Annotated in this window: 20 protein-coding genes and 1 pseudogene; 10 read left to right on the forward strand and 11 right to left on the reverse strand. The window is 72.4% G+C overall.

The features are described from left to right. Nucleotides 1–16 precede the first annotated feature (16 nt). The 9 genes from EV385_RS08725 to EV385_RS08765 all read right to left on the reverse strand — a co-directional run bounded on the left by EV385_RS08725 (nt 17) and on the right by EV385_RS08765 (nt 11,482). Entirely contained in the window at nt 17–1,237 is a 1,221-nt protein-coding gene (locus tag EV385_RS08725; protein WP_130509008.1) for an ABC transporter ATP-binding protein, read from the reverse strand. A 46-nt stretch (nt 1,238–1,283) separates the two neighbouring features. After that, on the reverse strand, nt 1,284–2,168 hold the full coding sequence (locus EV385_RS08730) for a hypothetical protein (RefSeq protein WP_130509009.1): 885 nt from the start codon (nt 2,166–2,168) through the stop codon (nt 1,284–1,286). A gap of 66 nt (nt 2,169–2,234) precedes the next feature. Next, nucleotides 2,235–2,390 carry a hypothetical protein gene (locus tag EV385_RS08735; protein ID WP_242624782.1) on the reverse strand — a complete coding sequence of 52 codons (156 nt, stop codon included), beginning with the start codon at nt 2,388–2,390 and terminating at the stop codon, nt 2,235–2,237. A 114-nt stretch (nt 2,391–2,504) separates the two neighbouring features. Further along, complete coding sequence (locus tag EV385_RS08740) at nt 2,505–5,660, reverse strand: cyclic nucleotide-binding protein (RefSeq protein ID WP_130509011.1); 3,156 nt, start codon at nt 5,658–5,660, stop codon at nt 2,505–2,507. Between the two features lie 234 nt (nt 5,661–5,894). Next, entirely contained in the window at nt 5,895–7,463 is a 1,569-nt protein-coding gene (locus EV385_RS08745) for a S1C family serine protease (RefSeq protein ID WP_130509012.1), read from the reverse strand. Between the two features lie 70 nt (nt 7,464–7,533). Next, the gene (locus EV385_RS08750) at nt 7,534–9,120 is read right to left on the reverse strand and encodes a sensor histidine kinase (protein WP_423203027.1); all 1,587 of its coding nucleotides are present in this window, start codon (nt 9,118–9,120) and stop codon (nt 7,534–7,536) included. A gap of 7 nt (nt 9,121–9,127) precedes the next feature. Beyond that, nucleotides 9,128–9,844: a response regulator transcription factor gene (locus EV385_RS08755; RefSeq protein WP_130509013.1), complete on the reverse strand. Its 717-nt coding sequence runs from the start codon at nt 9,842–9,844 to the stop codon at nt 9,128–9,130. A gap of 115 nt (nt 9,845–9,959) precedes the next feature. Continuing rightward, nucleotides 9,960–10,721, reverse strand: a complete 762-nt coding sequence (locus EV385_RS08760; protein ID WP_130509014.1) for a lysophospholipid acyltransferase family protein — start codon at nt 10,719–10,721, stop codon at nt 9,960–9,962. Beyond that, entirely contained in the window at nt 10,721–11,482 is a 762-nt protein-coding gene (locus tag EV385_RS08765) for a GNAT family N-acetyltransferase (RefSeq protein ID WP_130509015.1), read from the reverse strand. Before EV385_RS08765 ends, EV385_RS08760 begins: the two co-directional genes overlap by 1 nt. A 129-nt stretch (nt 11,483–11,611) precedes the next feature. Here EV385_RS08765 and EV385_RS08770 point away from each other — a divergent pair. After that, nucleotides 11,612–11,978, forward strand: a pseudogene (locus tag EV385_RS08770) (type II toxin-antitoxin system RelE/ParE family toxin). Further along, entirely contained in the window at nt 11,975–12,292 is a 318-nt protein-coding gene (locus EV385_RS08775; RefSeq protein WP_130509016.1) for a helix-turn-helix domain-containing protein, read from the forward strand. Before EV385_RS08770 ends, EV385_RS08775 begins: the two are co-directional and overlap by 4 nt. Nucleotides 12,293–12,397: 105 nt before the next feature. On the opposite strand, the gene EV385_RS08780 is transcribed toward EV385_RS08775, so the two are convergent. Continuing rightward, on the reverse strand, nt 12,398–12,910 hold the full coding sequence (locus EV385_RS08780; RefSeq protein WP_130509017.1) for a GNAT family N-acetyltransferase: 513 nt from the start codon (nt 12,908–12,910) through the stop codon (nt 12,398–12,400). Next, a complete protein-coding gene (locus tag EV385_RS08785) occupies nt 12,907–13,188 on the reverse strand; it encodes a type II toxin-antitoxin system TacA family antitoxin (protein WP_242624783.1) in 282 nt (93 codons plus the stop codon). Before EV385_RS08785 ends, EV385_RS08780 begins: the two co-directional genes overlap by 4 nt. 76 nt (nt 13,189–13,264) lie before the next feature. Between EV385_RS08785 and EV385_RS08790 the strand changes: the two genes are divergently transcribed. From EV385_RS08790 to EV385_RS08825, 8 genes are all read left to right on the forward strand, one after another. Further along, on the forward strand, nt 13,265–13,930 hold the full coding sequence (locus tag EV385_RS08790) for a hypothetical protein (protein ID WP_130509019.1): 666 nt from the start codon (nt 13,265–13,267) through the stop codon (nt 13,928–13,930). 51 nt (nt 13,931–13,981) lie between these two features. After that, entirely contained in the window at nt 13,982–14,914 is a 933-nt protein-coding gene (locus tag EV385_RS08795) for an ABC transporter ATP-binding protein (protein WP_130509020.1), read from the forward strand. Then, nucleotides 14,911–15,738, forward strand: coding sequence for an ABC transporter permease (locus tag EV385_RS08800; protein ID WP_130509021.1), 828 nt, complete (start codon nt 14,911–14,913; stop codon nt 15,736–15,738). Before EV385_RS08795 ends, EV385_RS08800 begins: the two co-directional genes overlap by 4 nt. A 148-nt stretch (nt 15,739–15,886) precedes the next feature. Continuing rightward, on the forward strand, nt 15,887–19,591 hold the full coding sequence (locus tag EV385_RS08805; protein WP_130513171.1) for a multifunctional oxoglutarate decarboxylase/oxoglutarate dehydrogenase thiamine pyrophosphate-binding subunit/dihydrolipoyllysine-residue succinyltransferase subunit: 3,705 nt from the start codon (nt 15,887–15,889) through the stop codon (nt 19,589–19,591). Between the two features lie 67 nt (nt 19,592–19,658). Beyond that, entirely contained in the window at nt 19,659–19,838 is a 180-nt protein-coding gene (locus tag EV385_RS08810; RefSeq protein WP_130509022.1) for a DUF6104 family protein, read from the forward strand. Continuing rightward, nucleotides 19,828–20,553 carry an AAA family ATPase gene (locus EV385_RS08815; protein WP_130509023.1) on the forward strand — a complete coding sequence of 242 codons (726 nt, stop codon included), beginning with the start codon at nt 19,828–19,830 and terminating at the stop codon, nt 20,551–20,553. The genes EV385_RS08810 and EV385_RS08815 overlap by 11 nt, the downstream gene beginning before the upstream one ends. 71 nt (nt 20,554–20,624) lie before the next feature. Then, nucleotides 20,625–22,685, forward strand: coding sequence for a phosphate acetyltransferase (gene pta / locus EV385_RS08820; RefSeq protein ID WP_130509024.1), 2,061 nt, complete (start codon nt 20,625–20,627; stop codon nt 22,683–22,685). After that, nucleotides 22,682–23,803, forward strand: a complete 1,122-nt coding sequence (locus tag EV385_RS08825) for an acetate/propionate family kinase (RefSeq protein WP_130509025.1) — start codon at nt 22,682–22,684, stop codon at nt 23,801–23,803. Before pta ends, EV385_RS08825 begins: the two co-directional genes overlap by 4 nt. The last annotated feature ends 108 nt before the right edge of the window (nt 23,804–23,911 follow it).

Raw genomic sequence — 23,911 nt, forward strand, 5'->3', positions numbered from 1 at the left:
CCAATTATTAGGACTGTTAACTGATTATGTCCAGCCCGATCCTGCGGCCCGCCCGGTCGAACAGCAGCAGCTCACCCAGATCCAGCCCGGCGGTCAGCCGCGCACCCACGGCCACCGTGCCCGGCGCGGCGATCCGGACCAGCACCTCCCCGGCGGGCGGCGGCTCGCCGGTCACCTCCGGGTCGTACGCCGGGACGAAGCCGTACGGCGTCCGCTCGGGAGACCGGCCACCCGCCGCCGGGAAGTCGACCACCTGCGGTGGCGTCGGCACCCCACCGGTGTCCAGGTACGCCAGCACGTCGGGCCCCCGGTTCAGCACCGCCCGTACCGTCCCGGTGAGCTGGACCGGCTCGTCCGTGGCCGGGCGCAGCGCCCGCAGCGCCACGGTCACCCGCTCGGTGTGCCGCCGGGCCAGGGCGGCCGTACGCGGGTCACCGGGCGGCAGCTCGATCTCCTGGGAGCCCAGGTCCAGCACGACCCGGCCGTTCACGGCGTACACCGCGGCCTCCAGCAGGCTGGTCGGCGGGGTGCCGAGGAACGCGGCCACGAACAGCGTGCGCGGGTCGGCGTACACCTGCGCGGGCGGGCCGACCTGCTGCAGCACGCCGCGACGCAGCACCGCCACACGGTCCGCCATGCTCAGCGCCTCGTTCTGGTCGTGCGTGACGTACACGGTCGTCACGCCGATCCGGCGGGCCAGCGCGGTGATCTCGCCGCGCAGATCCGCCCGCACCCCGGCGTCCACATTGGACAGGGGCTCGTCGAGCAGCAGCAGCGCCGGGCGGCGTACCAGCGCGCGGGCCAGCGCGACCCGCTGCCGCTGGCCGCCCGACAGGTGCTCGGGACGGCGGCCGAGCAGGTCGGCGATGCCGAGGTGACGTGCCATCTCGGCGATCCGGGCCGCCACGTCGGTGGCCGAACCGCCCGCGGCGCGCAGCGGGAAGCCGATGTTCTGCGCGACCGTGAGGTGGGGGTACAGCGCGAACGTCTGCACCACCAGGGCGACGTTGCGTTCCTGCGGCGGGATCGCCGTGACCGGTACGCCGTCCAGCAGCACCTCGCCCCGGGTCGGCTCCTCCAGGCCCCCGATCAGGCGCAGCAGCGTGGACTTCCCGCAGCCGCTGGGGCCGAGCAGCACCAGGAACTCGCCGGACGCCACGTCGAGATCGACGCGATCCACAGCCGTCGCGCCGTCGCCGAAGACCTTCGAGACCGCCCGGACGGCGATCGCCACCATCCGTCCATCCTGTACGGCGGCGGCGGCCGAGACCAGAGGATCGGAGTCAGTGCTCCTGCCAGACGGAACGGTCGAGCCAGCCGTCGCCGTTGTCGTCGTACATCCGCTTCTCGAACACGCCGTCGTGGTTCTTGTCGTAGTCGGCGTAGTCGACGGTGCGGTCCGCGTCCACGTCGTGCCCGATGAAGTCGGCCCGCCCGTCGCGGTTGAGATCCACCGCGATGTCCACCCCGCCGTCGGCGCGGCCGCGGTAGGTGGCCTTGTCCCAGGTGCCGTCGCCGTCCGCGTCGACCCGGTTGCGGTAGCCCTTCGGCGGCGCCAGGTGCTCCGCCTCGCCCTGGAACCGCGACGGCTCCCCCAGGCCGGTGTGCGGGGCGGCGCCGAGCCCCGAGACCGGCGGCAGGCCGTCCAGGTCGGGTGCCCCGTCGGATTCGGGGGCGGCGCCGAGCCCGGAACGGGCCAGCGGCGTCAGGTCCTCGGGCGCCCCGCCGCCCGCGCCCCGCGCCGGGGCCGAGCCGAAGCCCTGGGTGCCCCCGGTGACGTCCGCGGCGTGCTGGGCGGCCTCGCCCGCCGCCGTGCCGAACTCCGACCACGGGCCGAGACCGGCGGCGGAGGGGGCGGACCCGAGCCCGGTCCGCGCGTCGCCCGCACCGCCCATGCCGGAGTGCGCGCTTTCCGGGCCGGAATGCGCGGCGCCCGCACCCAGCTCCGTGAACGCGGAGAACAGCCCGAACGTGCTCGACTTGCTCGTCCGGGTCTCCACCACGGCGTGGGCGGCACCGGCGTCCGCCGCCACCTGGCGGCGCAGCAGTTCGGCCTCGCCGTTGTCCAGCACGTAGCCGGACAGCGCCGAGTCCGCGTCCCGGGCCAGCTCGGCGGCGAACGACGGCTCGTTGAGCAGCCGTTCCAGCACGACGTCGAAGTCGCTCATACCCAACAAAGCTAGCCGACCCCGTCGAGGCGGGGTATCGCCCGGCTCACTGAAGCCGCGCCCGGCTCAGTCGAGTTCCGGCATCGGGATCGGCTGCGGGCGCGGGCGGCAGGTGCCGCACTGCACCGCGTCCTCCACCACGAGCGCTTCCGCCCGGCGCCGGCTCTCCGACCGGTTCACCTGCAACAGGTACGGCCCGAACCGCGCGTGGTCCTCGCACACCCCACGACCGCAGAACCGGCACGATCCCCGCGCCGCCTTGGCACAGAACCAGCACAACACCGAACTTGTCTCCTCTGTCGTAGTCCCCCACCAGGCAGGATGCCGTTAATTCCGTCAGCCGATGCTGATCGGCGGCAACGTCGGCGGGTCGCTGGTCGGCACCGTGGTCGGGACCGTGGTCGGCACCGTCGTCGGGACCGTGGTCGGCACCGTCGTCGGCGCCGTGGTCGGCGTCGTCGTGGTCGGGCGCGTGGTCGGCCGCGTCGCCGGTGGACGGGTGGTCGGCGGCCGGACGGTGGTGGTCGCCGCCGGGGGCGGCGTGGTCGTGGCGCGCGGGGTGGTCGGCGTCGGCTGGGGCGGCGGGGCCACCGTCGTCGGCGGGACGGTCGTCTCGGTCGGCAGCGGCTCGGACGGCAGGTCCGAGGGCGGTTCGTCGCTCGGCGACTCACTCGGCCCGGCCGCCGGTGGCGCAACGGGCACCCCGTCGCCGCAGGTCAGAGCGTTGCCGGTGGCCGGGGAGGGTACCCCGGCGACGGTGGCGACACCGGACGAGACCGTGACCGCGCCCGGGTCCACCGCGAACCACGCGGCGCCGGTGCTGGCCACCTCGCCGAGCGGACGCTGCACGCTCAGGGCCAGCGGCCGGAACGCCCCGCTGGTGCTGGTCGTGTCGGCCAGCAGGCGACCGTTGTCGATGGCCAGCTCCCCGTGCGGCTCGCGGTGCCGGGCCGTCTCCGTCCAGAGCCGCCCCACCTGGGCGCGCGAGCCGGAGCACAGCACGGCCGCGGCGCCGCCGGTGAACGTGAGCCGGCCGGAGGCCTGGTCCGGCACCTCGATCCGGGTGCCGTCGCCGACGTACCGGCGGTCGCCCTCGTTGAGGATGACGGTGGTCCCGCCGACCAGGGCGGTGACCCGGCCACGCTCGGCGGTGAGCAGCACCCGGTCGGTGGGCATCTCCGCCCAGGCCGGGCTCGGCGCGAGGTTGGCACCGGTCAGCAGCAGGGCCAGCAGCAGGCCGAGCACCACCAGCCACCACATCCGCCGCTCGAACCGCTGATCCACGTCGGGGTCGTCGGACTCGGACGGCGGCCCCGGCGGCACGGCCAGCGGCGGGTACACAGTCGGGTGCACCCCGGCGGTCGGCGCGGTGGTGCCCGGCCGCAGCACCGGCGGCGGCGCGGCGTGGCGGGCCGCGCCGACCAGCGGCGGCAGGTGCGAGGCGTCCGGAATGACCCACAACCGGACCGGGGTACGGGTCTGCGCGACCATCCCCGGGTCGCCGTCGCCGACCGGCCCGACCAGCGTGCCGCGGCGCAGCTCGACCCCGTCGGGCATGGCGATGACGCCGGACTCGACCACGACCGCGTGGGTCGGTCCGGGCAGGACGACCGGTGCCCCGGGCGCCAGGTCCACCGGGTGCGCGGAGGCGATCAGCGCCAGCCGGTCGTCGGCGGCGAGCCCGGCCAGCGCCGGGGTGTCCGCGAACAGCGTCTCGGCCTCCGCCCGGTCCTTCGGCGGGGGGCCGGGCATCGGCCCGACGACCGTGGCGACCGTGGCGGTCGGCACCGCCAGCAGGGTGGTGTCCGCGGTGTGCCAGTCCAGCGCCGTGGCCCGCCCGGTGAGCGCGCTGGCCAGCCCCACGACGCCGCCGGGGCCGACGTGGTGCCGGATGGTGCCGCCCGGGTCGCCCGGCTTGCGGGCCTGCATCGCGCCGTCGACCACCACGTACACGGCGGAGGGGGCGCTGCCCGCGAGGACGAGCTGCCGCCCGGAGGCGGGACGTTCCCAGCGGGCCCGCTCCGCGAGGTTGGCCAGCACCGGCTCGGGCAGACCGCCCAGTTCCGAGGAGAGCAGCGCGGCCAGCCGGCGTGGGGTGTCGGCCTCGCGTTCGCGTTCGGCGGAGCGCTCGCGGGCGGTACGCCACCAGCGGGCCAGCCACCCGGCGGCCAGGTAGATCAGGGGGGCGGCGAGCCCGCCGACGATGAGCAGGAGCAGCAGCTGGCTGCCCACCCCGCCGTGCCACAGCCCGGTGATCACCCCGGACACCCGGTCCGCCCACACCCGGTACGCCAGGTTCGCCGCGACCGCCAGCCACAGGATGGCCAGCACGCCGTACATGGCGACCAGGCGGCCCTCGCGGTCCAGTTCGCCCCATTTGCGGGGACGTCCGCGCAGCCGGCCGCCGACCCAGGCGAGCCCGCGGGCCCGCAGGTTCGGGATCTCCAGCCAGTCCATGAGCAGGTAGTAGCCGTCGAGCGCGATGAACGGGTTCAGGTTGAACAGCACGTTCAGGTACCACGCGAAGGCGAGTTTGAACGCCAGCGGCCCGAGCGCGGGGATCGCGAAGCCGACCAGTTGCATCCCCCCGGCCAGCACCAGCCCGGTCAGCGGCCCGGCGGCCGTGGTGAGGATGCGCGCCCGGCGCCCGGCCATCCACACGTCGGTGGTGTCCACGAACACCGACGGGATGCCGAAGTAGACCAGCAGCCCGGCGGCGGGCACCTCCCGCCCGGCGTGCTTGGTGGCCAGCGCGTGGCCGAGCTCGTGGGTGGCCAGTGCGAACACGTTCAGCACCAGCAGCACGATCGCCCCGAGCAGGTACGACCCGCCGGTCAGGAAGACCGTCTGGCTGGCCCGCCACCACGTACCGATGAACAGCATCAGGCCGAGTACCGCGACGATCGCCATGGCGATGGCGGCCCCGCGGGTGAACAGCAGCCGGCCGCCGTTGCGGTAGAGGGCGGAGACGAAGCCGTCGATGTCGACGGAGAGCATCCGCCGACCGCGCAGCGCGGCCAGCAGGGTGCCGCCGACCCGCTCGGGCAGCGGCTTGCGCTGGATCCGCTCCAGCGGCGCGAACGCGTCGACCGGCAGTTCCTCGAGCATCCGGTTGCCGGCGAGGTCGGCGACGACGCGGCGGACCTGGTCGGGGGCGAGCCGCCCCGCGATGCGGGCGAACTCGGCGACCAGCCGGGCGACCGTCTGGCTGCCGTCCATGATGAGCGCGAGCTGGTACTCCTGCGGGGTCAGCCGCAGGTAGCAGGCGCGGCCGCCGTCGTCGGGCGAACGCAGCATCACGTACGCGGATCCGCGCGCGCTGGTCAGTTCGACGGCTTCGATGCCCGCGCGCAGCACCGGCATGGCGCGGGCCGGGTTGAGCCGGTCGATGACCGCGCCCCACAGGCCGGGGTCCGCTGGTCCGACGGGCTCTCCCGGCGCGCGCCCGGCCAGCGCCTCCCAGACGTTCATCCGGGTCTCGACGTAGGTCACTCGGGTCGGCCTTCCACTCCGCGCCAATGGCGAATGGAGAGTAGGCGGTGGGGCCGCTCGATGGCGACCCCTCCACTCCGATTAGTCGCGCCACTTTTCCGCCGGAAGCGGGCATTTCCTTCCTGTCAACGGGCCGAAAAAGAGCGGTGGGCGGGTGCGATCCACCTTGGTGATCGCACCCGCCCACCGCTGCGGGGAGGGAGTTTCGGCCTTATGACCGACCGGTTCAGACCGTCAGGACGCTTCCTGCAACTGGGCCGTCACGGTCTTCTGGGCACCGTCGCGGGTGTACACGATGGTCACCTTGTCACCAACACTGGCACTCTGGACAATCCCGACGAGGTCGTCAGAGTCGCCGACCGACTTGCCGTTCACCGACGTGATGACGTCGCCCTGCTGCAGCCCGGCCTTCGCCGCCGCGCTGTCCTTCGTCACGCTGCTGACCAGCGCACCGCCACCCTGCGCCTCGGCGACGCTCACTCCCAGTGCCGGGTGGCTGACCTTCCTGCCCGCCATGAGCGCGTCGGCGACCTGCTTGGCCTTGTTGCTCGGGATCGCGAAGCCCAGGCCGATGTTGCCCGAGTTCTGGCCCGACGTCGCGATCGCGGAGTTGATACCGATGATCTCGCCGTTGGTGTTGACCAGCGCACCGCCCGAGTTGCCCGGGTTGATGGGGGCGTCGGTCTGCAGCAGACCCGACATCGTCGTCGGCGCCGACTGCGCCTGGCCATTGCCGAACGGGGCCTGCGGGCCCTCGCCGCCGGAGCGGATCGTGCGGTCCTTGGCGCTGATGATGCCCGCGGTCACCGAGCCTTCCAGGCCGAGCGGGCTGCCGATCGCCAGCACGGTGTCGCCGACCTGCATCTTGGAGCTGTCCCCGAAGTGGGCGGCGTTGAGGTCCGACACCCCGGAGGCCTTCACCACGGCCAGATCCGTACGCGGGTCGGTGCCCACGATCGTCGCGTCGGCCTTCTTCCCGTTCGCGAAGATCACCTGCACGGTGTTGCCGCGGGCGGTCGCGACCACGTGGTTGTTGGTGACGACGTAACCGTCGTTGCTGATGATCACGCCGGAGCCCTCACCGGATCCCGTGGTGATCGAGACGACGCTGTCCTGCACGGCCGCGGCGATCTGCGCCATCGACGAGCGGTCGACGACCCGGGTCACGGACGAGTTGCTGGTCGGCACGGTGGCGTTGCCGTGGTCGTCGCTGAGGGCCAGCGCGGCGGCCGCGCCGACCCCGCCCGCCCCGATCGCGATGACCGCGGCCGCCGCACCGGCGACGAGGATCTTGCGGCCACGGCCGGGCTTGCCGGGGTCACGCGGATCGGCGGCGCCGACCGGCGCGGCCCAGACGGGCGCCGACTCGGCCGACCCGCCGCCCCACCCGCCGGGGGCTCCGTGTCCGCCCGGGGCACCGGCCGTCGCGTACTGCGGCTGCGGCGCGTAGCCCGGGTGGTGCTGACCGGGGTACTGCTGACCCGCGTACGCCGGGTGCGGCTGCTGCCACGGCGAGGCCCAGCCGCCCGGCTGACCGGCGGGCGCGCCGGGCTGCGGCGCACCCGACTGGGGCGCGGCCGACTGGGGCGCATCCGACTGGGGCGCGGCCGGGGCGGCGACCTCAGGCTGGGACGTGGTGGCCTCAGCGGCTACCGCCGGGGCGACGGTGGGCTGGACGACGGTGGGATCGGACTCTCCCCGCTGCGCGATGCTGCTCTCTTGGGAGGCGTCCGCGGGCCGGTACGACGGCTCTTCGGAAGAGGAGGAGTCGCTCCGCTGCGGGTGGGTCTCGAACTCGGTCATGACTCAAGAGTGCCGGGCCGTACTCGAGTGGCCCTGTGTCTGCCCTGAATGTTTTCTGTGAACGGCTCTGTCAGGGTTCGCCAGATACGTCGGCATCCAGCGCGGGCAGCACCACCCGGAACGTGGCACCTTTGCCCTCCTCGCTGACGACCTCCACCGACCCGTGGTGGGCCCGGACGATGGCCGCCACGATGGCCAGCCCGAGGCCGGTGCCCGTCGCCTCCCGGTCGGTGTGCCGGGTGCGCGCCTCGTCGGCCCGGTAGAACCGCTCGAAGACGCGCTCGCGCTGCGCGGCGGTCAGCCCCGGCCCGGTGTCGCTGACCTCCAGCGCGACCCGGTTGCCGTCCTCCCGGAACACGCGCAGGGTCACCTCGGCGTCCGGTGGCGTGTGGGTGAGCGCGTTGGTCACCAGGTTGCCGATGACCTGGCGCAGGCGGGCGTCGTCGCCGTACGCGACGAGCTTGTGCGCTTCATCCTGGACGTCCACCTCGATGTGCCGCTCCGGGGCGGTCGCCCGCGCGGCGTGCGCGGCGTCCACCGCCAGTACGGGCAGCTCGACCGGGGCCAGGGTGAGCGGTCGTTCCCGGTCCAGCCGGGCCAGCAGCAGCAGGTCCTCGACGAGCAGGCCCATCCGGGCGGCCTCGTCCTCGATGCGGCGCACCAGCCGGGCGACGCCCGCCGGGTCGGCGACCGCACCCTGCCGGTACAGCTCGGCGAAGCCGCGGATCGTGGTCAGCGGCGTCCGCAACTCGTGCGAGGCGTCCGCCACGAACTGGCGCATCTTCTCCTCGGAGCGCACCGCGCGGGCCTCGGAGAGCTGGGCGGCACCGGCCGCGTCCCGGGCCACCGACTCCGCCGCCCGGGCGGCGGTCTCGGACTGGGCCCGCGCGGTGAACGCCGTCTCGATCTGGGCCAGCATGGAGTTCAGCGCCCGGGAGAGACGGCCGAGTTCGGTCTGCGGCACCTCGCTGTCCGGCTCCGGGTCGGGCACCCGCCGGGTCAGGTCACCGGCGGCGATGGCCCCCGCGGTCTGCTCGATGTCGGTGAGCGGGCGCAGGCTGGTACGCACGATCGCGGCGCCGACCACCGCCAGCGACAGCAGCACCCCGGTGCCCACGAGCAGGTCGATCCAGATCAGCCGCGAGACCGCGTACTCGATCTCGGTCATGTTGCGCCCGACGTACAGATAGTCGCCGTTGGGCAGGTCCAGGATCATCATGCGCCAGTGGTAGCGCTTGCTCGGCGACACCGCCGTGAACGGCTGGTCGGCCTGCCGCTTGTCGATCTCCTCCGCGCCCTTGATGCAGCGCGGCAGATCGTCCTCCGTCAGGCGCCGGTCGCTCTTGTACGGCGCGCCGACCCCGTGCGCGTCGCAGATCGCGAACATGTACTCGCTCGGGATGTACAGCCGCGGATCGAGCTGGCGCACCGCGATGCCCTCGAGGGTGGCCTCGAGATTCGAGGTGGCGGTCTCCAACTCGTCGTCCATCCGGCTGAGCAGGTAGCCGCGCAGCGCGAGGGTGCTGGCCACGCTGATCAGCGTCAGGGCGGCGAAGACCAGCGCGAGCACCGCGGCCAGCAGCTTGACGCGCAAGGGGATGCTGCGCACCTTCGCCGCCAGGTGGGCGCTCAGGCGGGCCGGTCCGCGGAGGGCCACCGCAGGCTCAGACGGCGGGCTTGCGCAGGACGTACCCGACGCCGCGCAGGGTGTGGATCAGCCGCGGCTCGACGTTGTCGACCTTGCGCCGCAGGTACGAGATGTACGACTCGACGATGTTGTCGTCGCCCCGGAAGTCGTACTTCCACACGTGATCGAGGATCTGCGCCTTGGACAGCACCCGGTTGGCGTTGAGCATCAGGTAGCGCAGCAGTTTGAACTCGGTCGGCGACAGCTGCACCCGCTGCCCCGCCCGATACACCTCGTGCGTCTCCTCGTCCAGCTCCAGGTCGGCGAAGACCAGCCGGGACGGCTGCTCGTCCGCGGCCGAGGTGCGCCGCAGCACCGCCCGGATCCGGGCGGTCAGCTCCTCCAGGCTGAACGGCTTGGTGACGTAGTCGTCGCCGCCCAGGGTCAGCCCGCGGATCTTGTCGTCGGTGCTGTCCCGGGCGGTGAGAAAGACGACCGGAGTGCGCGCGCCGCCCTCCCGCATCAGCCGGATGACCTCGAACCCGTCCAGGTCCGGCAGCATCACGTCGAGCACGACCAGGTCCGGGGTGATGTTCTTGGCGGCGCTCACCGCCGCGCTCCCGCTGGTGGCCGTGCTGACGTCGAATCCGGCGAAGCGGAGGCTGGCGGAGAGCAGCTCCAGGATGTTCGCGTCGTCCTCGACGACGAGCAGCTTCGCCTCGGTCTGCTTCTGCGCGGTCTGGGTGGCGGCCATGCTGCCATTATTCTCCGTGCGACCTGCACCGCGCCTGCGCAGCGGCTGAAAGCTCTCTGTGAGCCCGCGCGTCTTTCCCCGGCCCGGCGCGGCGGGCCGAGCGCGCCGCCTCCGCCTATGCCGCCAGGTCGAACCCCGAGGTCACCCCGACACTCGCCTGCGCGGCCCGGGCCAGCGCCCGCCGGTCGGCGCCCTCGGTGGGCCGCAGCGCGGGCGCCGCCACCAAGGTCACCGTGAGCGCGCGCAGGGCCGCCACGCGGCGCACCGAAGCCCACAGCGTGTCGTCGCCGACGAACGCCGCCCCGGTCGAGTCGTACCTGATCGAGACCGGGGCCACGGGCGCGCCCGCGTCGACGGCTGCCTGGAACACCGCCGGCCGGAACCGGCCCTGGCGGGCGCCGCAGAACGTCGTACCCTCCGGAAAGACCGCCACCGACCGCCCGGCCCGCAGCGCCGCGGCGACCTCGGCCACGGTCCGCGGCAGCGTCCGCGGCCGGGCCCGGTCCAGGAAGATCGCGCCGGTCGCGGCCGCGAGCGCGCCGACCCCCGGCCAGTCGCGGACCTCCCGCTTGGCGACCAGCCGGACCGGCAGCACCGCGTGCAACGCGAGGATGTCCAGCCAGGAGACGTGGTTGGCGACCAGCAGGCTGCCGGGGCGCGGCAGCGGGCCGCGCCAGACCAGCCGCACCCCGAGCAGCGCCAGCAACACGCGGGCACCGGCCCGCACGGCGGCGCGGCGCACCAGCGGCACAACCCCCAGACCCAGCAGAAGTACGGCGCACACCCCCGCCAACCGCAGCGCCGCCGTCCCGTGGCGCGCCGGGTCGTCACCCTCGCTGCGGCACCCCGGCCCGCACCCGGAAGCCGGCTGCCACATCACCGGGTCGCCCCGAGGAAGTGCCGCCGGTAGCGCGGGTCCATCCGGTCCGTGGACAGCAGCACGTAGAAGTCGGCGGTGCGGAAGTCCGGGTCGTACGCGGGCTCCCCGCATACCCAGCTGCCCAGCCGCAGGTAGCCGCGCAGCAGCGGCGGCACGGCGGCCTTCGGGTCGCCGGCCGGGGTGGTCGCGGTCAGCCAGGGGCGGCGTGGCCGGACCCGCAGGCTGGGCGGCGACAGGTGCCTGGCCTGGGCCCGGGCCCACACCCCCGCCGCGGTGTGCCCGCCGTCGTCGAGCCCCACGGAGGCGCAGCCACCGAGCCAGCGCAGATTGTTCAGGTGCAGGTAGCGGGCGATGCCGGCCCACATGAGGTTGACCACGGCGCCGGAGCGGTGCTCGGGGTGCACACAGGACCGTCCGGTCTCGACGAGCTGGCCGCGCAGCGGTGCGAGGCGGCTGAGGTCGAACTCGCCGTCGCCGTACCGGCGCCCGGCCCGCTCGGCCGCGGCCGGGCGCAGCATCCGGTAGGTGCCCACCACGGTGCCGGTGGCGTCGTCGCGGACGATGAGGTGGTCGCAGTGTTCGTCGAACTCGTCGGCGTCACGGCCGTCCACGGCGTGCGGGAGGCGGGCGCCGAGTTCGGTGGCGAATACGTCGTGGCGCAGTCGCTGCGCCGCGGCCACCTGGTCGGCGTCGGCGGCGATCAGGAGCGAGTAGCCGCTGGTCCCGGTGGGTGCGGCGGCGGTCATGAGAACGGCCATGCCATCTGTGTAAGGTCCGCACCTGTTACCGGCGTTTCGGCGATGGTGGCGCCGGATGACCAGCACATGAACGCCTCACGCGACCCACCGGCCTTCCGACGCGAGTTTACTGATCGCTATACTCGACCGGTGCCGGCTGAAGAGTGGGACATCTATCTCGTCAACGAGGTACAGGATTGGATCGAGAGCCTCGAACCAGTCACCCAGGCCCGCGTCGTGCAGGCGATCGACCTTCTCGCGGAGGTCGGACCGGGACTGGGGCGGCCGCTGGTCGACACGATCCACGGCTCATCGATCGCCAACCTCAAGGAGGTTGCGTCCAGGTACGGTACGCATCCTGTTCGTCTTCGATCCGTGGCGCGCCAGCATCCTGCTGGTCGCCGGGGACAAGGCCGGACAATGGAACGACTGGTACCGCGAAGCCATCCCTCTGGCGGAGCAACGTTACGAGAAGTACTTGAAGGAGCGCGCCGAAGAGGAGGGCCCACAGGCATGAACAGCTATGTGCGCTGGAAGGACGTTCGCGCAGAGCACGTCGAACGCGCCGGCGGCGAGCAGAGCGTGGCGGAAGGCAAGCAGGAACTACTGACGGCGGTGGTCGGGCACCGCCTGGCTGAGGTACGCCGCTCCCGCGGCTTGACCCAGCAACAGGTCGCCGACCACATGGGCGTCACGAAGGGCCGGGTCTCCCAGATCGAACAGGGCAAGATCTCCGGCCAAGACGTCCTAGCCCGCTACGCGGCGGCTCTTGGTGGCCGCCTTCACCAGGCCATCTACTTCGAGGACGGCAACATCGCCGCGATCGCATAGACCCGACCGGAGTGTCGTGGGTGTGTGAGACGGTGTCGGTTTCGGCGATGATGGCGCCGGATGACCAGCACATGAACGCCTCACGCGACCACCGGGGCGTAACCGTCAGGCCAGGGCGCGGCGCAGGTCCTTCATGAGCAGCAGCAGGTGCATCGGGTCCGTCGGACTCGCCTCGAACTTGGCCAGCCGCAGGTAGAACGCGCGTGCCGCGTCGGACTCGCAGTGGATGAGGACCGCCCGTACGCCGACGACGTCGGAGGCGGCGGCGATCCGTCGCAGCGCGTCCACGACGAGCGCGCGGCCGAGGCCGGCGCCTTGCGCGGAGGTGTCGACGCCGAGCCGGGTCAGGATCATCACCGGCTGGTGGTAGCGCCCGGCGCCTTGCCTCAGACGGGGTGCGGCGTCCGCGGGCGCCACGCTGCCGGCGGCGAGCGCGTAGTAGCCGACCACCCGGCGGTCGGGATCGCTCACCACGTACACCCGGGAGAGTCCGGCCCGGTGCGCCTGCATCGCGTGGTCCACCAGCCAGGCCGACTGGGCGGGCGAGCCGCAGTCGAAGCCGGCCAGGACGTGCCCGGACGTGAGCGCCTCCACGGCCGAGAAGCCGGGTGTCGTCATGCCTGGTCGCGTGCGTCCAGCACCGTCGGTTGGGTGAGCAGCTCACGCAGACCGCTGACGTCCTGGGCGGGCCGTTCCAGTGCCTCGTCGAACGCCCGCCAGTCCTGCTCGTCCAGCAGGAAGGCACGCCGGTCGGCGAGCACGCCGGCCGCCGCGTCGGTCGCGGACCGGAGCACGAAGGCGGACAGGCTGGAGCCGGTGGCCTCGCTGGCGGCTTCGAGCAGGGCCCGCTGCTCGGCGTCCAGGCGCAGATGTAGTCGTTCGGCCTTGGCGTTCACGACGTCAACCGTACGCACAATGTACGCCACCCGCAACGGGCGGTTTGTGTCGTGGATGTGTGAGACGGTGTCGGGCATGCGGATTCCGGGGAAGTTCAACGGGCCTCCGGCCTCGGGTAACGGCGGCTGGTCGGCGGGCGCGTTCGCGGTGGCGAGCGGGGCCGCCGCCGACGGCCGGGCGTTCGAGGTGACGCTGCGGATTCCACCCCCGCTGGACACCGAGCTGGCCGTGGCGGACGGCAAGGTGACCGCCCCGGACGGCACGCTGGTCGCCGAGGTCACCGAGACTGCGGACGCGGGCCCCGGCGTCCCGGCGGCCTCCCTGGCGGAGGCTCAGGCGGCCGCCAAGGCGTACCCGGGCTTCACCGACCACCCGTTCCCCACCTGCTACGTCTGCGGGCCGCACCACCGCGACGGGCTGCGCATCTTCCCCGGCCTGCTCAGCGACGAGCGCACCGCCGCGCCGTGGACCGTGCCGCCCGACGTCCGGGTCGAGACGATGTGGGCCGCGCTGGACTGCCCCGGCGGCTGGTCGGCCCTGCACATCGGCCGGGTGTACGTGCTGGGCCGTATCGCGGTCGCGGTCGACGCGCTGCCGCAGCCGGGCGCCACCTGCGTCGTGGTCGGCCGGGCGAGCGCGCTGCGGGGCCGCAAGGCGACGGTCGATTCGACCGTGTACGGCCCGGATGGTGCCCGCCTCGCCACCGCTCACGCCACCTGGATCGCCTTGTCGGACGAATGAGCGTGCGTCCGATACGGTGATCCACCTGCGTCTACGGCAAAGGAGCGGCGGTTGAGCGTCGGGCAGCAGGGTCCGGGCCCCGAGGCGATAGTGGTCCAGAACCTCACGAAGCAGTACAAGCAGTTGCGGGCGGTCGACGATCTGTCGTTCTCGGTCCGTTCCGGCCGGGTCACCGGCTTCCTCGGCCCGAACGGCGCGGGCAAGACCACGACGCTGCGCATGCTCGTGGGTCTGGTCCGTCCGACCGCGGGCACCGCGACGATCAACGGCCACCGGTATGCAGAGCTGGCCGAGCCGCTGCGCCACGTGGGTGCGGTGCTGGAGGCGTCCAGCGCGCACAAGAGCCGGACGGGGCTGAACCACCTGCGGGTGATCTGCGCCGCGGCGGGCCTGCCCCGCGAGCGCGCCGAGCAGGTGCTGGAGCTGGTGGGGCTGACCCCGGCGGCCAAGCGCAAGTTCAAGGGCTACTCGCTGGGCATGAAGCAGCGCCTCGGGATCGCGGCCGCGATGCTGGGCGACCCCCGGGTGCTGATCCTGGACGAGCCGGCGAACGGTCTCGACCCGGAGGGCATCCGCTGGATGCGGGACCTGCTCAAGGCGCTGGCGGCCGAGGGGCGCACGGTGTTGGTCTCCAGCCACCTGCTCGGCGAGATGCAGCAGCTGGCGGACGACGTCGTGATCATCGCGGCGGGCCGGCTGGTCCGGCAGGGCCCGGTGGAGGAGGTGCTGGGCTCGATGGCGGGCGCGGCCCAGACCCGGGTCCGTAGCCCGCAGGCGGCCGAGCTGGCCGCCGCGCTGCAGGCACAAGGCGCGACCGTGACCCCCCAGCAGGACGGCGCGCTGCTGGTCACCGGCCTCGACGCCGCCGCCGTGGGCCACGCCGCGTTCGTCGCGAAGGTGGAGTTGCACGAGTTGGCCGGTGAGCGCGCCGATTTGGAGCGCGTGTTCCTGGAACTGACCGCGGGAAAGGCGGGGATCCGATGAAGCTGGTCAACGCCGAACTCCTCAAGATCCGCACCACACCGACCTGGTGGATCTTCGGCCTCATCCTGCTCCCGCTGTACGCGGCGAGCATCCTGCTCAACTGGGGCAGCTCCGTGGCCATCACCACGGCCGAAACGGGCGGCGATGTCCCGGCCAACCAGGCGGAGCAGATCCAGGCGGCCGGCGAGACGGTGAACGTGGCCGCCAACCTCTACACCAGCGGGCAGTTCATGGGCGTGCTCATGGTGCTGCTGCTGGGCGCGATCCTGGTGACCAACGAGTTCTTCCACCAGACCGCGACGACGACGTTCCTGGTCACCCCCCGGCGCGAGTCGGTGGTGCTGGCCAAGTACGCCGCGGCGGCTCTGCTGGCCCTCGTGTTCTGGCTGGTCCTGACGGTACTGAACCTGATCTTCGCACCGCTCATCCTGCACTCGCTCGACCTCGGCCCGCAGCTCGGCGACCCCGCGGTCTGGCGAGCGATCGGGCTCAACGGCCTGGCGTTCGGACTCTGGGCCGTGCTGGGCGTGGGCGCGGGCGTGCTGATCCGCAGCCAGATCGCGGCCACCGTCGTCCTGACCGCGGTGTACGTGGTCGGCTCGCAGGCGGTCGGGATCATCTTCTTCCTGCTCAGCGAGTACGTGGCGGACTGGTTCTCGAAGCTGCAGGTGATCTTCCCGACGGCGGCGTCGCAGCTGATGATCTCGGGCACCGACCTGCCGGGGAGCCCGCCGCGCTGGGTCGGCGCGGCCGTGCTCATCGGCTACGCGGTGGTGATGGGGCTGATCGGGACGGCGATCATCAAACGGCGCGACGTGTCGTAAGCGTCCAGGGGGCGGAGTAGGCGTTCGTCACAGCCCGGACGTCCGGGTGGGCTGGCGTGGCGCACGGCGTAGCCTTGACGGGAATCCGTTCCGTCCCCTGTGACGATCGCGTCGCGTGTTGACAATGGTGAAAGAGGCGAACACGGAAGTGTCGACCCAGCAGACTTCGCAGGACAATCCACTCGCGGATTTCGGTCCCAACGAGTGGATCGTCGACGAGATGTACCAGCGCTACCTGGCCGACCCGGCCAGCGTCGACCCCGCCTGGCACGATTTCTTCGCCGACTACAAGCCGGCCATGGCTGCCGAGTCCATCGCGACGCCCGACGAGGCGACCGCCGCGAACGCGACCGCCACCGCGGCGCGCGCGGGCACGGACGCCCCGGCCGCCGCGACGGTCGCCCCGGTCAAGCCGACCGTGCCGGCGACCCCGAAGCCTGCTGAGCCCGCAGCCGCCAAGCCCGCCGCCCCGGCGAAGGAGACGGCCGCGGTTCCGGCCGGCGCCAAGGTCACCCCGCTGCGCGGCGTCGCCGCCAAGATCGTGCAGAACATGGAATCCTCGCTGGAGGTGCCCACCGCCACCAGCGTGCGCGCCGTCCCGGCCAAGCTGCTGATCGACAACCGCATCGTGATCAACAACCACCTCGCGCGCGGGCGCGGCGGCAAGGTCAGCTTCACCCACCTGATCGGCTGGGCCATGGTCCGCTCGGTCATCGCGCACCCCGAGATGAACAACTCGTACGCCGAGGTCGACGGCAAGCCGTCCCTCGTGCAGCCCGAGCACATCAACCTCGGCATCGCCATCGACCTCGCGAAGAAGGACGGCTCCCGCACCCTGGTCGTGCCGTCCATCAAGAACTGCGAGCAGATGGACTTCCGCAAGTTCTGGCAGGCGTACGAGGACGTGGTCCGGCGGGCCCGGCGCAACGAGCTGACCATGGACGACTACACGGGCACCACGATCTCGCTCACCAACCCGGGCGGCATCGGCACGGTGCACTCGATCCCGCGCCTCATGGCGGGCCAGAGCGCCATCATCGGCGTGGGCGCCATGGAGTACCCGGCGCCGTACCAGGGGATGTCCGACGAGACGCTGGCCGACCACGCGGTGAGCAAGGTCACGAACCTGACCAGCACGTACGACCACCGGGTCATCCAGGGCGCGCAGTCGGGCGAGTTCCTCAAGTCCATGCACGAGCTGCTGCTCGGCGAGCACGGCTTCTACGACGACATCTTCACCTCGCTGCGCATCCCGTACGAGCCGGTGCGCTGGGTGCGCGACGTGGCGCACACCTCCGAGGGCCAGATCGGCAAGGCGGCCCGCGTGCCGGAGCTGATCCACGCGTACCGGGTGCGCGGGCACCTGATGGCGGACACGGACCCGCTGGAGTTCACGATCCGCCGCCACCCCGACCTGGACGTGCTCCAGCACGGGCTGACGCTGTGGGACCTGGACCGTACGTTCCCGGTGGGCGGCTTCGGCGGCAAGCAGATGATGAAGCTGCGCAACGTGCTCGGCGTGCTGCGCGACACCTACTGCCGCCGGGTGGGCGTGGAGTACATGCACATCCAGGGTCCGGAGGAGCGCCGCTGGATCCAGGAACGCATCGAGATCAAGTACACCAAGCCGGACACCGAGGAGCAGAAGCACATCCTCAACCGGCTCAACGCGGCCGAGGCGTTCGAGACCTTCCTGCAGACCAAGTACGTCGGCCAGAAGCGCTTCTCGCTGGAGGGCGGCGAGTCGCTGATCCCGCTGCTCGACGAGGTGCTGCAGGCCTCCGCCGAGGGCGGGCTGGACGAGATCGTCATCGGCATGGCCCACCGGGGCCGGCTCAACGTGCTGGCCAACATCGTCGGCAAGCCGTACGAAAAGATCTTCAACGAGTTCGAGGGTCAGATGGACCCGAAGTCGGCGCACGGCTCCGGGGACGTCAAGTACCACCTGGGCCAGACCGGCAAGTACACCACCCCGGACGGCGAGCACTCCACCACGGTCAGCGTGGTCGCGAACCCGTCGCACCTGGAGGCGGTCGACCCGGTGCTGGAGGGCATCGTCCGGGCCAAGCAGGACCGCCTCGACCTGGGCATGCACGGCTTCACCGTGCTGCCCGTGCTGGTGCACGGCGACGCCGCGTTCGCGGGCCAGGGCGTGGTCGCCGAGACGCTGAACCTGTCCCAGCTGCGCGGCTACCGCACCGGCGGCACGCTGCACGTGGTGGTCAACAACCAGGTCGGCTTCACCACCGCCCCGGAGTACAGCCGTTCCTCGCTGTACTCCACGGACGTGGCCCGGATGATCCAGGCGCCGATCTTCCACGTCAACGGCGACGACCCCGAGGCGGTCGTGCGGGTCGCGCGGCTGGCGTTCGAGTACCGGCAGGCGTTCAACAAGGACGTCGTCATCGACCTGGTCTGCTACCGCCGCCGCGGCCACAACGAGGGCGACGACCCGTCGATGACCAACCCCCGGATGTACGAGATCATCGACACCAAGCGCAGCGTCCGCAAGCTGTACACCGAGGAGCTGATCGGCCGCGGTGACATCACCGTGGACGACGCCCAGGAGCAGCTGCGCGACTACCAGTCGCAGCTGGAGCAGGTGTTCAAGGCGACCCGGGACGCGGCCGGTTCCCCGCCGCGGCCGCGCAGCGTCGTACAGGAGCCGGATCCCGAGGTGGACACCGCGATCGACCCGGCCGTGGTGCGGGCGATCGGCCAGGCCCACGTGGAACTGCCCGAGGGGTTCACGCCGCACAAGCGGGTCCAGCAGCTGCTCGACCGGCGGGCCAAGATGGCCGCGGACGGCGGCGTCGACTGGGGCTTCGGCGAGCTGATCGCGTTCGGCTCGCTGCTGTCCCAGGGCGTGACCGTGCGGCTCGCGGGCCAGGACTCGCGGCGCGGCACCTTCACCTCACGGCACGCGGCGATCATCGACGCGAAGACGGGCAAGGACTTCCTGCCGCTGTCCACCCTGGCCACCGGCACGGCGCGGTTCTTCGTGCACGACTCGCTGCTCAGCGAGTACGCGGCAATGGGCTTCGAGTACGGCTACTCCGTGGAGAACCCGGACGCCCTGGTGCTGTGGGAGGCGCAGTTCGGCGACTTCGTCAACGGCGCCCAGTCGATCGTCGACGAGTTCATCTCCTCCGGCGAGGTCAAGTGGGGCCAGCGGTCCTCCGTGGTCCTGCTGCTCCCGCACGGCCAGGAGGGCCAGGGCCCGGACCACTCCTCCGGCCGCCCGGAGCGCTTCCTGCAGCTGTGCGCGCAGGACAACATGCGGGTGGCGAACCCGACCACCCCGGCGAACTACTTCCACCTGCTGCGCCGGCAGGCCCTGTCGCCCAAGCGCAAGCCGCTCGTGGTGTTCTCGCCGAAGTCGCTGCTGCGGCACAAGCTGGCCATCTCGTCGGTCGCCGACTTCACCACCGGCCGGTTCCAGCCGGTGCTCGGCGACACCGGCATCAACGGCACCCCGCTGCGGCCCGAGGCCGTCAAGCGGGTACTGCTCTGCTCCGGCAAGGTCTACTACGACCTGTACGCCGCGCGCGCGGAGCGGGGCATCACGGACACCGCCCTGATCCGGATGGAGCAGATCTACCCGCTGCCGGTGGAGGAGCTCAAGGCGGTGCTCGGGCAGTACCCGAACGCCGAGGACTTCGCCTGGGTGCAGGAGGAGCCGGCCAACCAGGGCGCCTGGTCGTTCGTGGCGCTCAACCTGCTCGAGCACCTCGAGGGCGTACGGTTGCGCCGGATCTCCCGGCCCGCGGCCGCCGCGCCCGCGGTGGGCTCGGCCAAGATGCACGACGCGGAACAGTCGGCGCTGATCGAGGCGGCGCTGCCGCGCCCGTGACCGCGCACTGAACAACCTGGGGCGTCCCGCCGATCGGCGGGGCGCCCCTGTCCACCTGGGAGAGTTCGTGTACTTCACCGACCGTGGCATCGAGGAACTCGTCGACCGGCGTGGCGAGGAGACCGTCACGCTGGAGTGGCTGGGCGACCAGCTGCGTACCTTCGTCGACGTGCACCCCGAGTTCGAGACCGCGATCGAGCGCTTCGCCACCTGGCTGGCCCGCGCCGACGAGGACGATGACGAGTAGCGCCCGACGACCGGTCCGCCGGGTCGAGGCGGATCCGACCGCCGAGATCGACCGGGACTCCTGGTGGGCCCGGATTCCCGCCGTGCGCTCCGTGCTGGAGCACGGCCTCGACCTGCCGCCGGGCGTGACGTTCCTGGTCGGCGAGAACGGCTCGGGCAAGTCCACGCTGGTGGAGGCGCTGGCGATCGCGCACGGCCTGAACTCCGAGGGCGGGTCCCGGCACGCCCGGCACCACACCCGGGCCACGGAGTCCCCGCTGGGGGAGGCGCTGCGCCTGGTGCGTACGCCGGGCGGGGCGGGACACGCGTACTTCCTGCGGGCCGAGACCGCCCACGGTCTCTACACGTACCTGCAGGACGAGGTGGGCGACCCGGGCGTGTTTCACGAGCGCAGCCACGGCGAGGGCTTTCTGGAACTGCTGGCGCACAAGTTCAACGGGTACGGCTTCTACCTGATGGACGAGCCGGAGGCGCCGCTGTCGTTCACCTCGACACTGGGCCTGCTGGGCCGGTTGGACGAGATGCGGGCCGTCGGCGCCCAGGTGGTCGTCGCCACCCACTCGCCGGTGCTCACCGCGCTGCCGGACGCCACGATCCTGGAGCTCGGCGAGCACGGCGTCCGCCGGGCCGCCTGGCAGGACCTGGACCTGGTCGCGCACTGGCGGCGCTTCCTGGACCGCCCGTCCGGCTACCTCGGCCCGCTGCTGCGGGGATGAGGCGCAAGTCCCGCGCGACGGAGTCGGCCGGCCCGGGGCCACGGTGATCGGCCGACCGGTACGTTGAGGGTGTGGCGCGCAGCGTGTACGTCGCGGGGTTGGGCCCCGCGGTCGGCAAGGGCATCGTGGCGCTCGGGGTGGTCGAGCTGCTGTCCCGGCAGGTGGCCCGCATCGGAGTGTTCCGGCCGCTGGTCGGCGACCAGGGCCCCGACCCGATCCTGACCCTGCTGATCGACCGGTATCCGACGCTGGCGCCGTACGGGGACTCGTTCGGGATGACCGCCGGTGAGGCGGCCGCGCTGCTGGCCGACGGCCGGCGCGAGGAGCTGATCTCCCGGATCATCGAGCGCTACCGCGAGGTGGAGCGGCGGTGCGCCTCCGTGGTGGTGATCGGCACCGACTTCACCGAGAGCCACGACGGCGCGGACGAGATGCCCCGCGAGCTGGGCCTCAACGCCCGGCTGGCCACGGAGTTCGGCAGTGTCGTCATCCCGGTGGTGAGTGGGCAGGGACGGGTCGACCTGGGCGCGGTGGTGCGGTCGGCGTACCACTCGCTGGTGGACCTGCACGCGACCGTCGTCGCCGTGGTCGCGAACCGGGCGCAGCCCGGCGCGCCCACCCCGGCCGGGCTGCCGGTACCGGTGTACGTCGTGCCGGAGGTGCCCGCGATCTCGTCTCCGACGGTGGCCGAGGTGGCGGCGGCGCTCGACGCCACCGTGGTCAGTGGCAACGCGGCGGCGCTGGACCGCGACGTCCTCGACTACGTGGTCGGCGCCGCGCACGTGCCCGCGGTGCTGGAGCACCTGACCGACGGCGGCCTGCTGATCACCCCGGGTGACCGGTCGGACCTGCTGGTGGCCGCGAGCGCCGCGCACGCGGCGGGCAACGTGACACTGGCCGGGCTGGTGCTGACGATCGGCACGCCGCCCGACCCGCGGGTGGTGAAGGTGATCGAACGGCTGAACACCGGCCTCGCCATGCTGGTGGTGAAGACGGACAGCTACGACACGATCGCGGCGGCGGGCCGAATCGAGGCCCGGCTGGGCCCGGCCACCCCGCGCAAGGTGGAGGCGGCGCTCGGCGCGTTCGAGACCAATGTGGACATCGCCGAGCTCAACCGGCTGCTCGACGTCACCCGCTCCAGCCGGCGGACCCCGCTGATGTTCGAGTACGACCTCATCGACCGGGCCCGCGCGGACCGGCGGCACCTGGTGCTGCCGGAGGGCACGGACGAGCGGATCCTGCGCGCCACCGAGACGTTGCTGCGCCGTGGGGTCGCCGACCTGACCCTGCTGGGCGACCCGGCCGAGATCACCCGCCGAGCGCGGGAACTCGGCGTGGAGATCGACGGCGCGCGGCTGGCGGACCCGGCGACCAGCGAGTGGCGCGACCGCTTCGCCCGCCGGTACGCCGAGCTGCGTACCCATCGCGGTGTCTCGCTCGACCTGGCCTACGACGTGGTCCGCGACGTCAGCTACTTCGGCACGCTGATGGTCGACGCCGGGCTGGCGGACGGCATGATCTCCGGTGCCACGCACACCACGGCGGCGACGATCCGCCCGGCGTTCGAAATCATCAAGACCGTGCCCGAGGTGTCGGTGGCCTCCAGCGTGTTCTTCATGCTGCTGGCCGACCGCGTCCTGGTGTACGGCGACTGCGCCGTCAACCCCGACCCGGACGCGACGCAACTGGCCGACATCGCGGTGTCGTCCGCGCAGACCGCCGCCGCGTTCGGCATCGAACCGCGGGTGGCGATGCTGTCGTACTCGACCGGCAGTTCCGGCGCGGGCGCCGACGTGGAGAAGGTGGCCGCCGCGACGGACCTGGTCCGGTCCCGCCGCCCCGATCTGCCGGTCGAGGGCCCGATCCAGTACGACGCCGCGATCGACCCGGCGGTCGCCGCCGCGAAGCTGCCCGACAGCGCGGTCGCGGGCAAGGCGACGGTCTTCGTGTTCCCGGACCTGAACACGGGCAACAACACCTACAAGGCGGTGCAGCGGTCGGCGAACGCGGTCGCGGTGGGCCCGGTGATGCAGGGGCTGCGCCGCCCGGTGAACGACCTGTCCCGCGGCGCGACGGTCAAGGACATCGTCAACACGGTGGCGATCACGGCGATCCAGGCGGCGACATGACCCGAATCCTCGTCCTCAACACCGGCTCGTCGTCGGTCAAGTACCGGCTGTTCGACGGGACCGCGACGGTCGCCAAGGGGCTGGTCGAGCGGATCGGCGAGCCGGGCGGCGAGGTGCACGACCACGAGACCGCGCTGCGGCAGATCATGGAAGGCATCGACCTGGCCGGGCTGGTCGCGGTCGGGCACCGGGTGGTGCACGGCGGCAGCGAGTTCACCCGGGCCACGGTCATCGACGACGAGGTCGCGGCCACGATCGCGCGGCTGGTGCCGCTGGCGCCGCTGCACAACCCGCCCGCGCTCAGCGGCATCGACGTGGCCCGCAAGCTGCTGCCGGAGGTGCCGCAGGTCGCCGTGTTCGACACGGCGTTCCACGCCACGATCCCGCCCGAGGGCGTCACGTACGCGATCGACGCGGGCCTGGCGCAGCGCTGGGGCGTGCGGCGCTACGGCTTCCACGGGACGTCCCACGCGTACGTGGCGCGGCGCACGGCCGAGCTGATCGGCGTGCCCGCCGACCGGGCCGACATCATCACCGTGCACCTGGGCAACGGCGCCAGCGCCTGCGCGGTGCGGGGCGGGCGCAGCGTCGCCACGTCGATGGGCATGGCGCCCCAGGGCGGCCTGGTCATGGGTACGCGCAGCGGCGACATCGACCCCGCGATCGTCTTCCACCTGCACCGGGTGGCCGGGCTGTCGATCGACGAGGTCGAGGACATGCTGACCCGTCACGCGGGGATGCGCGGCCTGGCCGGCGAGAACGACATGCGCGAGGTGGAGCGGCGCCTGGCGGAGGGCGACCCGGCGGCCACCCTGGCGGTGGACGTCTACTGCCGACGGATCCGCGAGTACGTCGGCGCGTACCTGGCCGTGCTGGGGCGGGCCGACGCGATCGCGTTCACGGCCGGGGTCGGCCAGCATTCACCGATCGTGCGGGGCCGGGCACTGGCGGGCATGACCGCGCTGGGCATCAGCGTCGACCCGGAGCGTAACGAGCGCAACGCGCCGGTGATCTCCCCGGACGGGGCGCCGGTCGCGGTGTGCGTGGTGCCCACGGACGAGGAACTGGAGATCGCCGAACAGACCCGGGCGACCCTGGACGGACGGGTGGCCGGCTGAGGCCACCCCCGTTCGGGCGGTCGAGACGAACGCCACCTTTCCGCCGCCCGGCAGATCCCACTATTCTGGTCGCTTCCGTCCCCCGGCAGCCGACAGAAGTTGATCCCT

The organism is Krasilnikovia cinnamomea (assembly GCF_004217545.1).
Lineage (GTDB): Bacteria > Actinomycetota > Actinomycetes > Mycobacteriales > Micromonosporaceae > Actinoplanes > Actinoplanes cinnamomeus.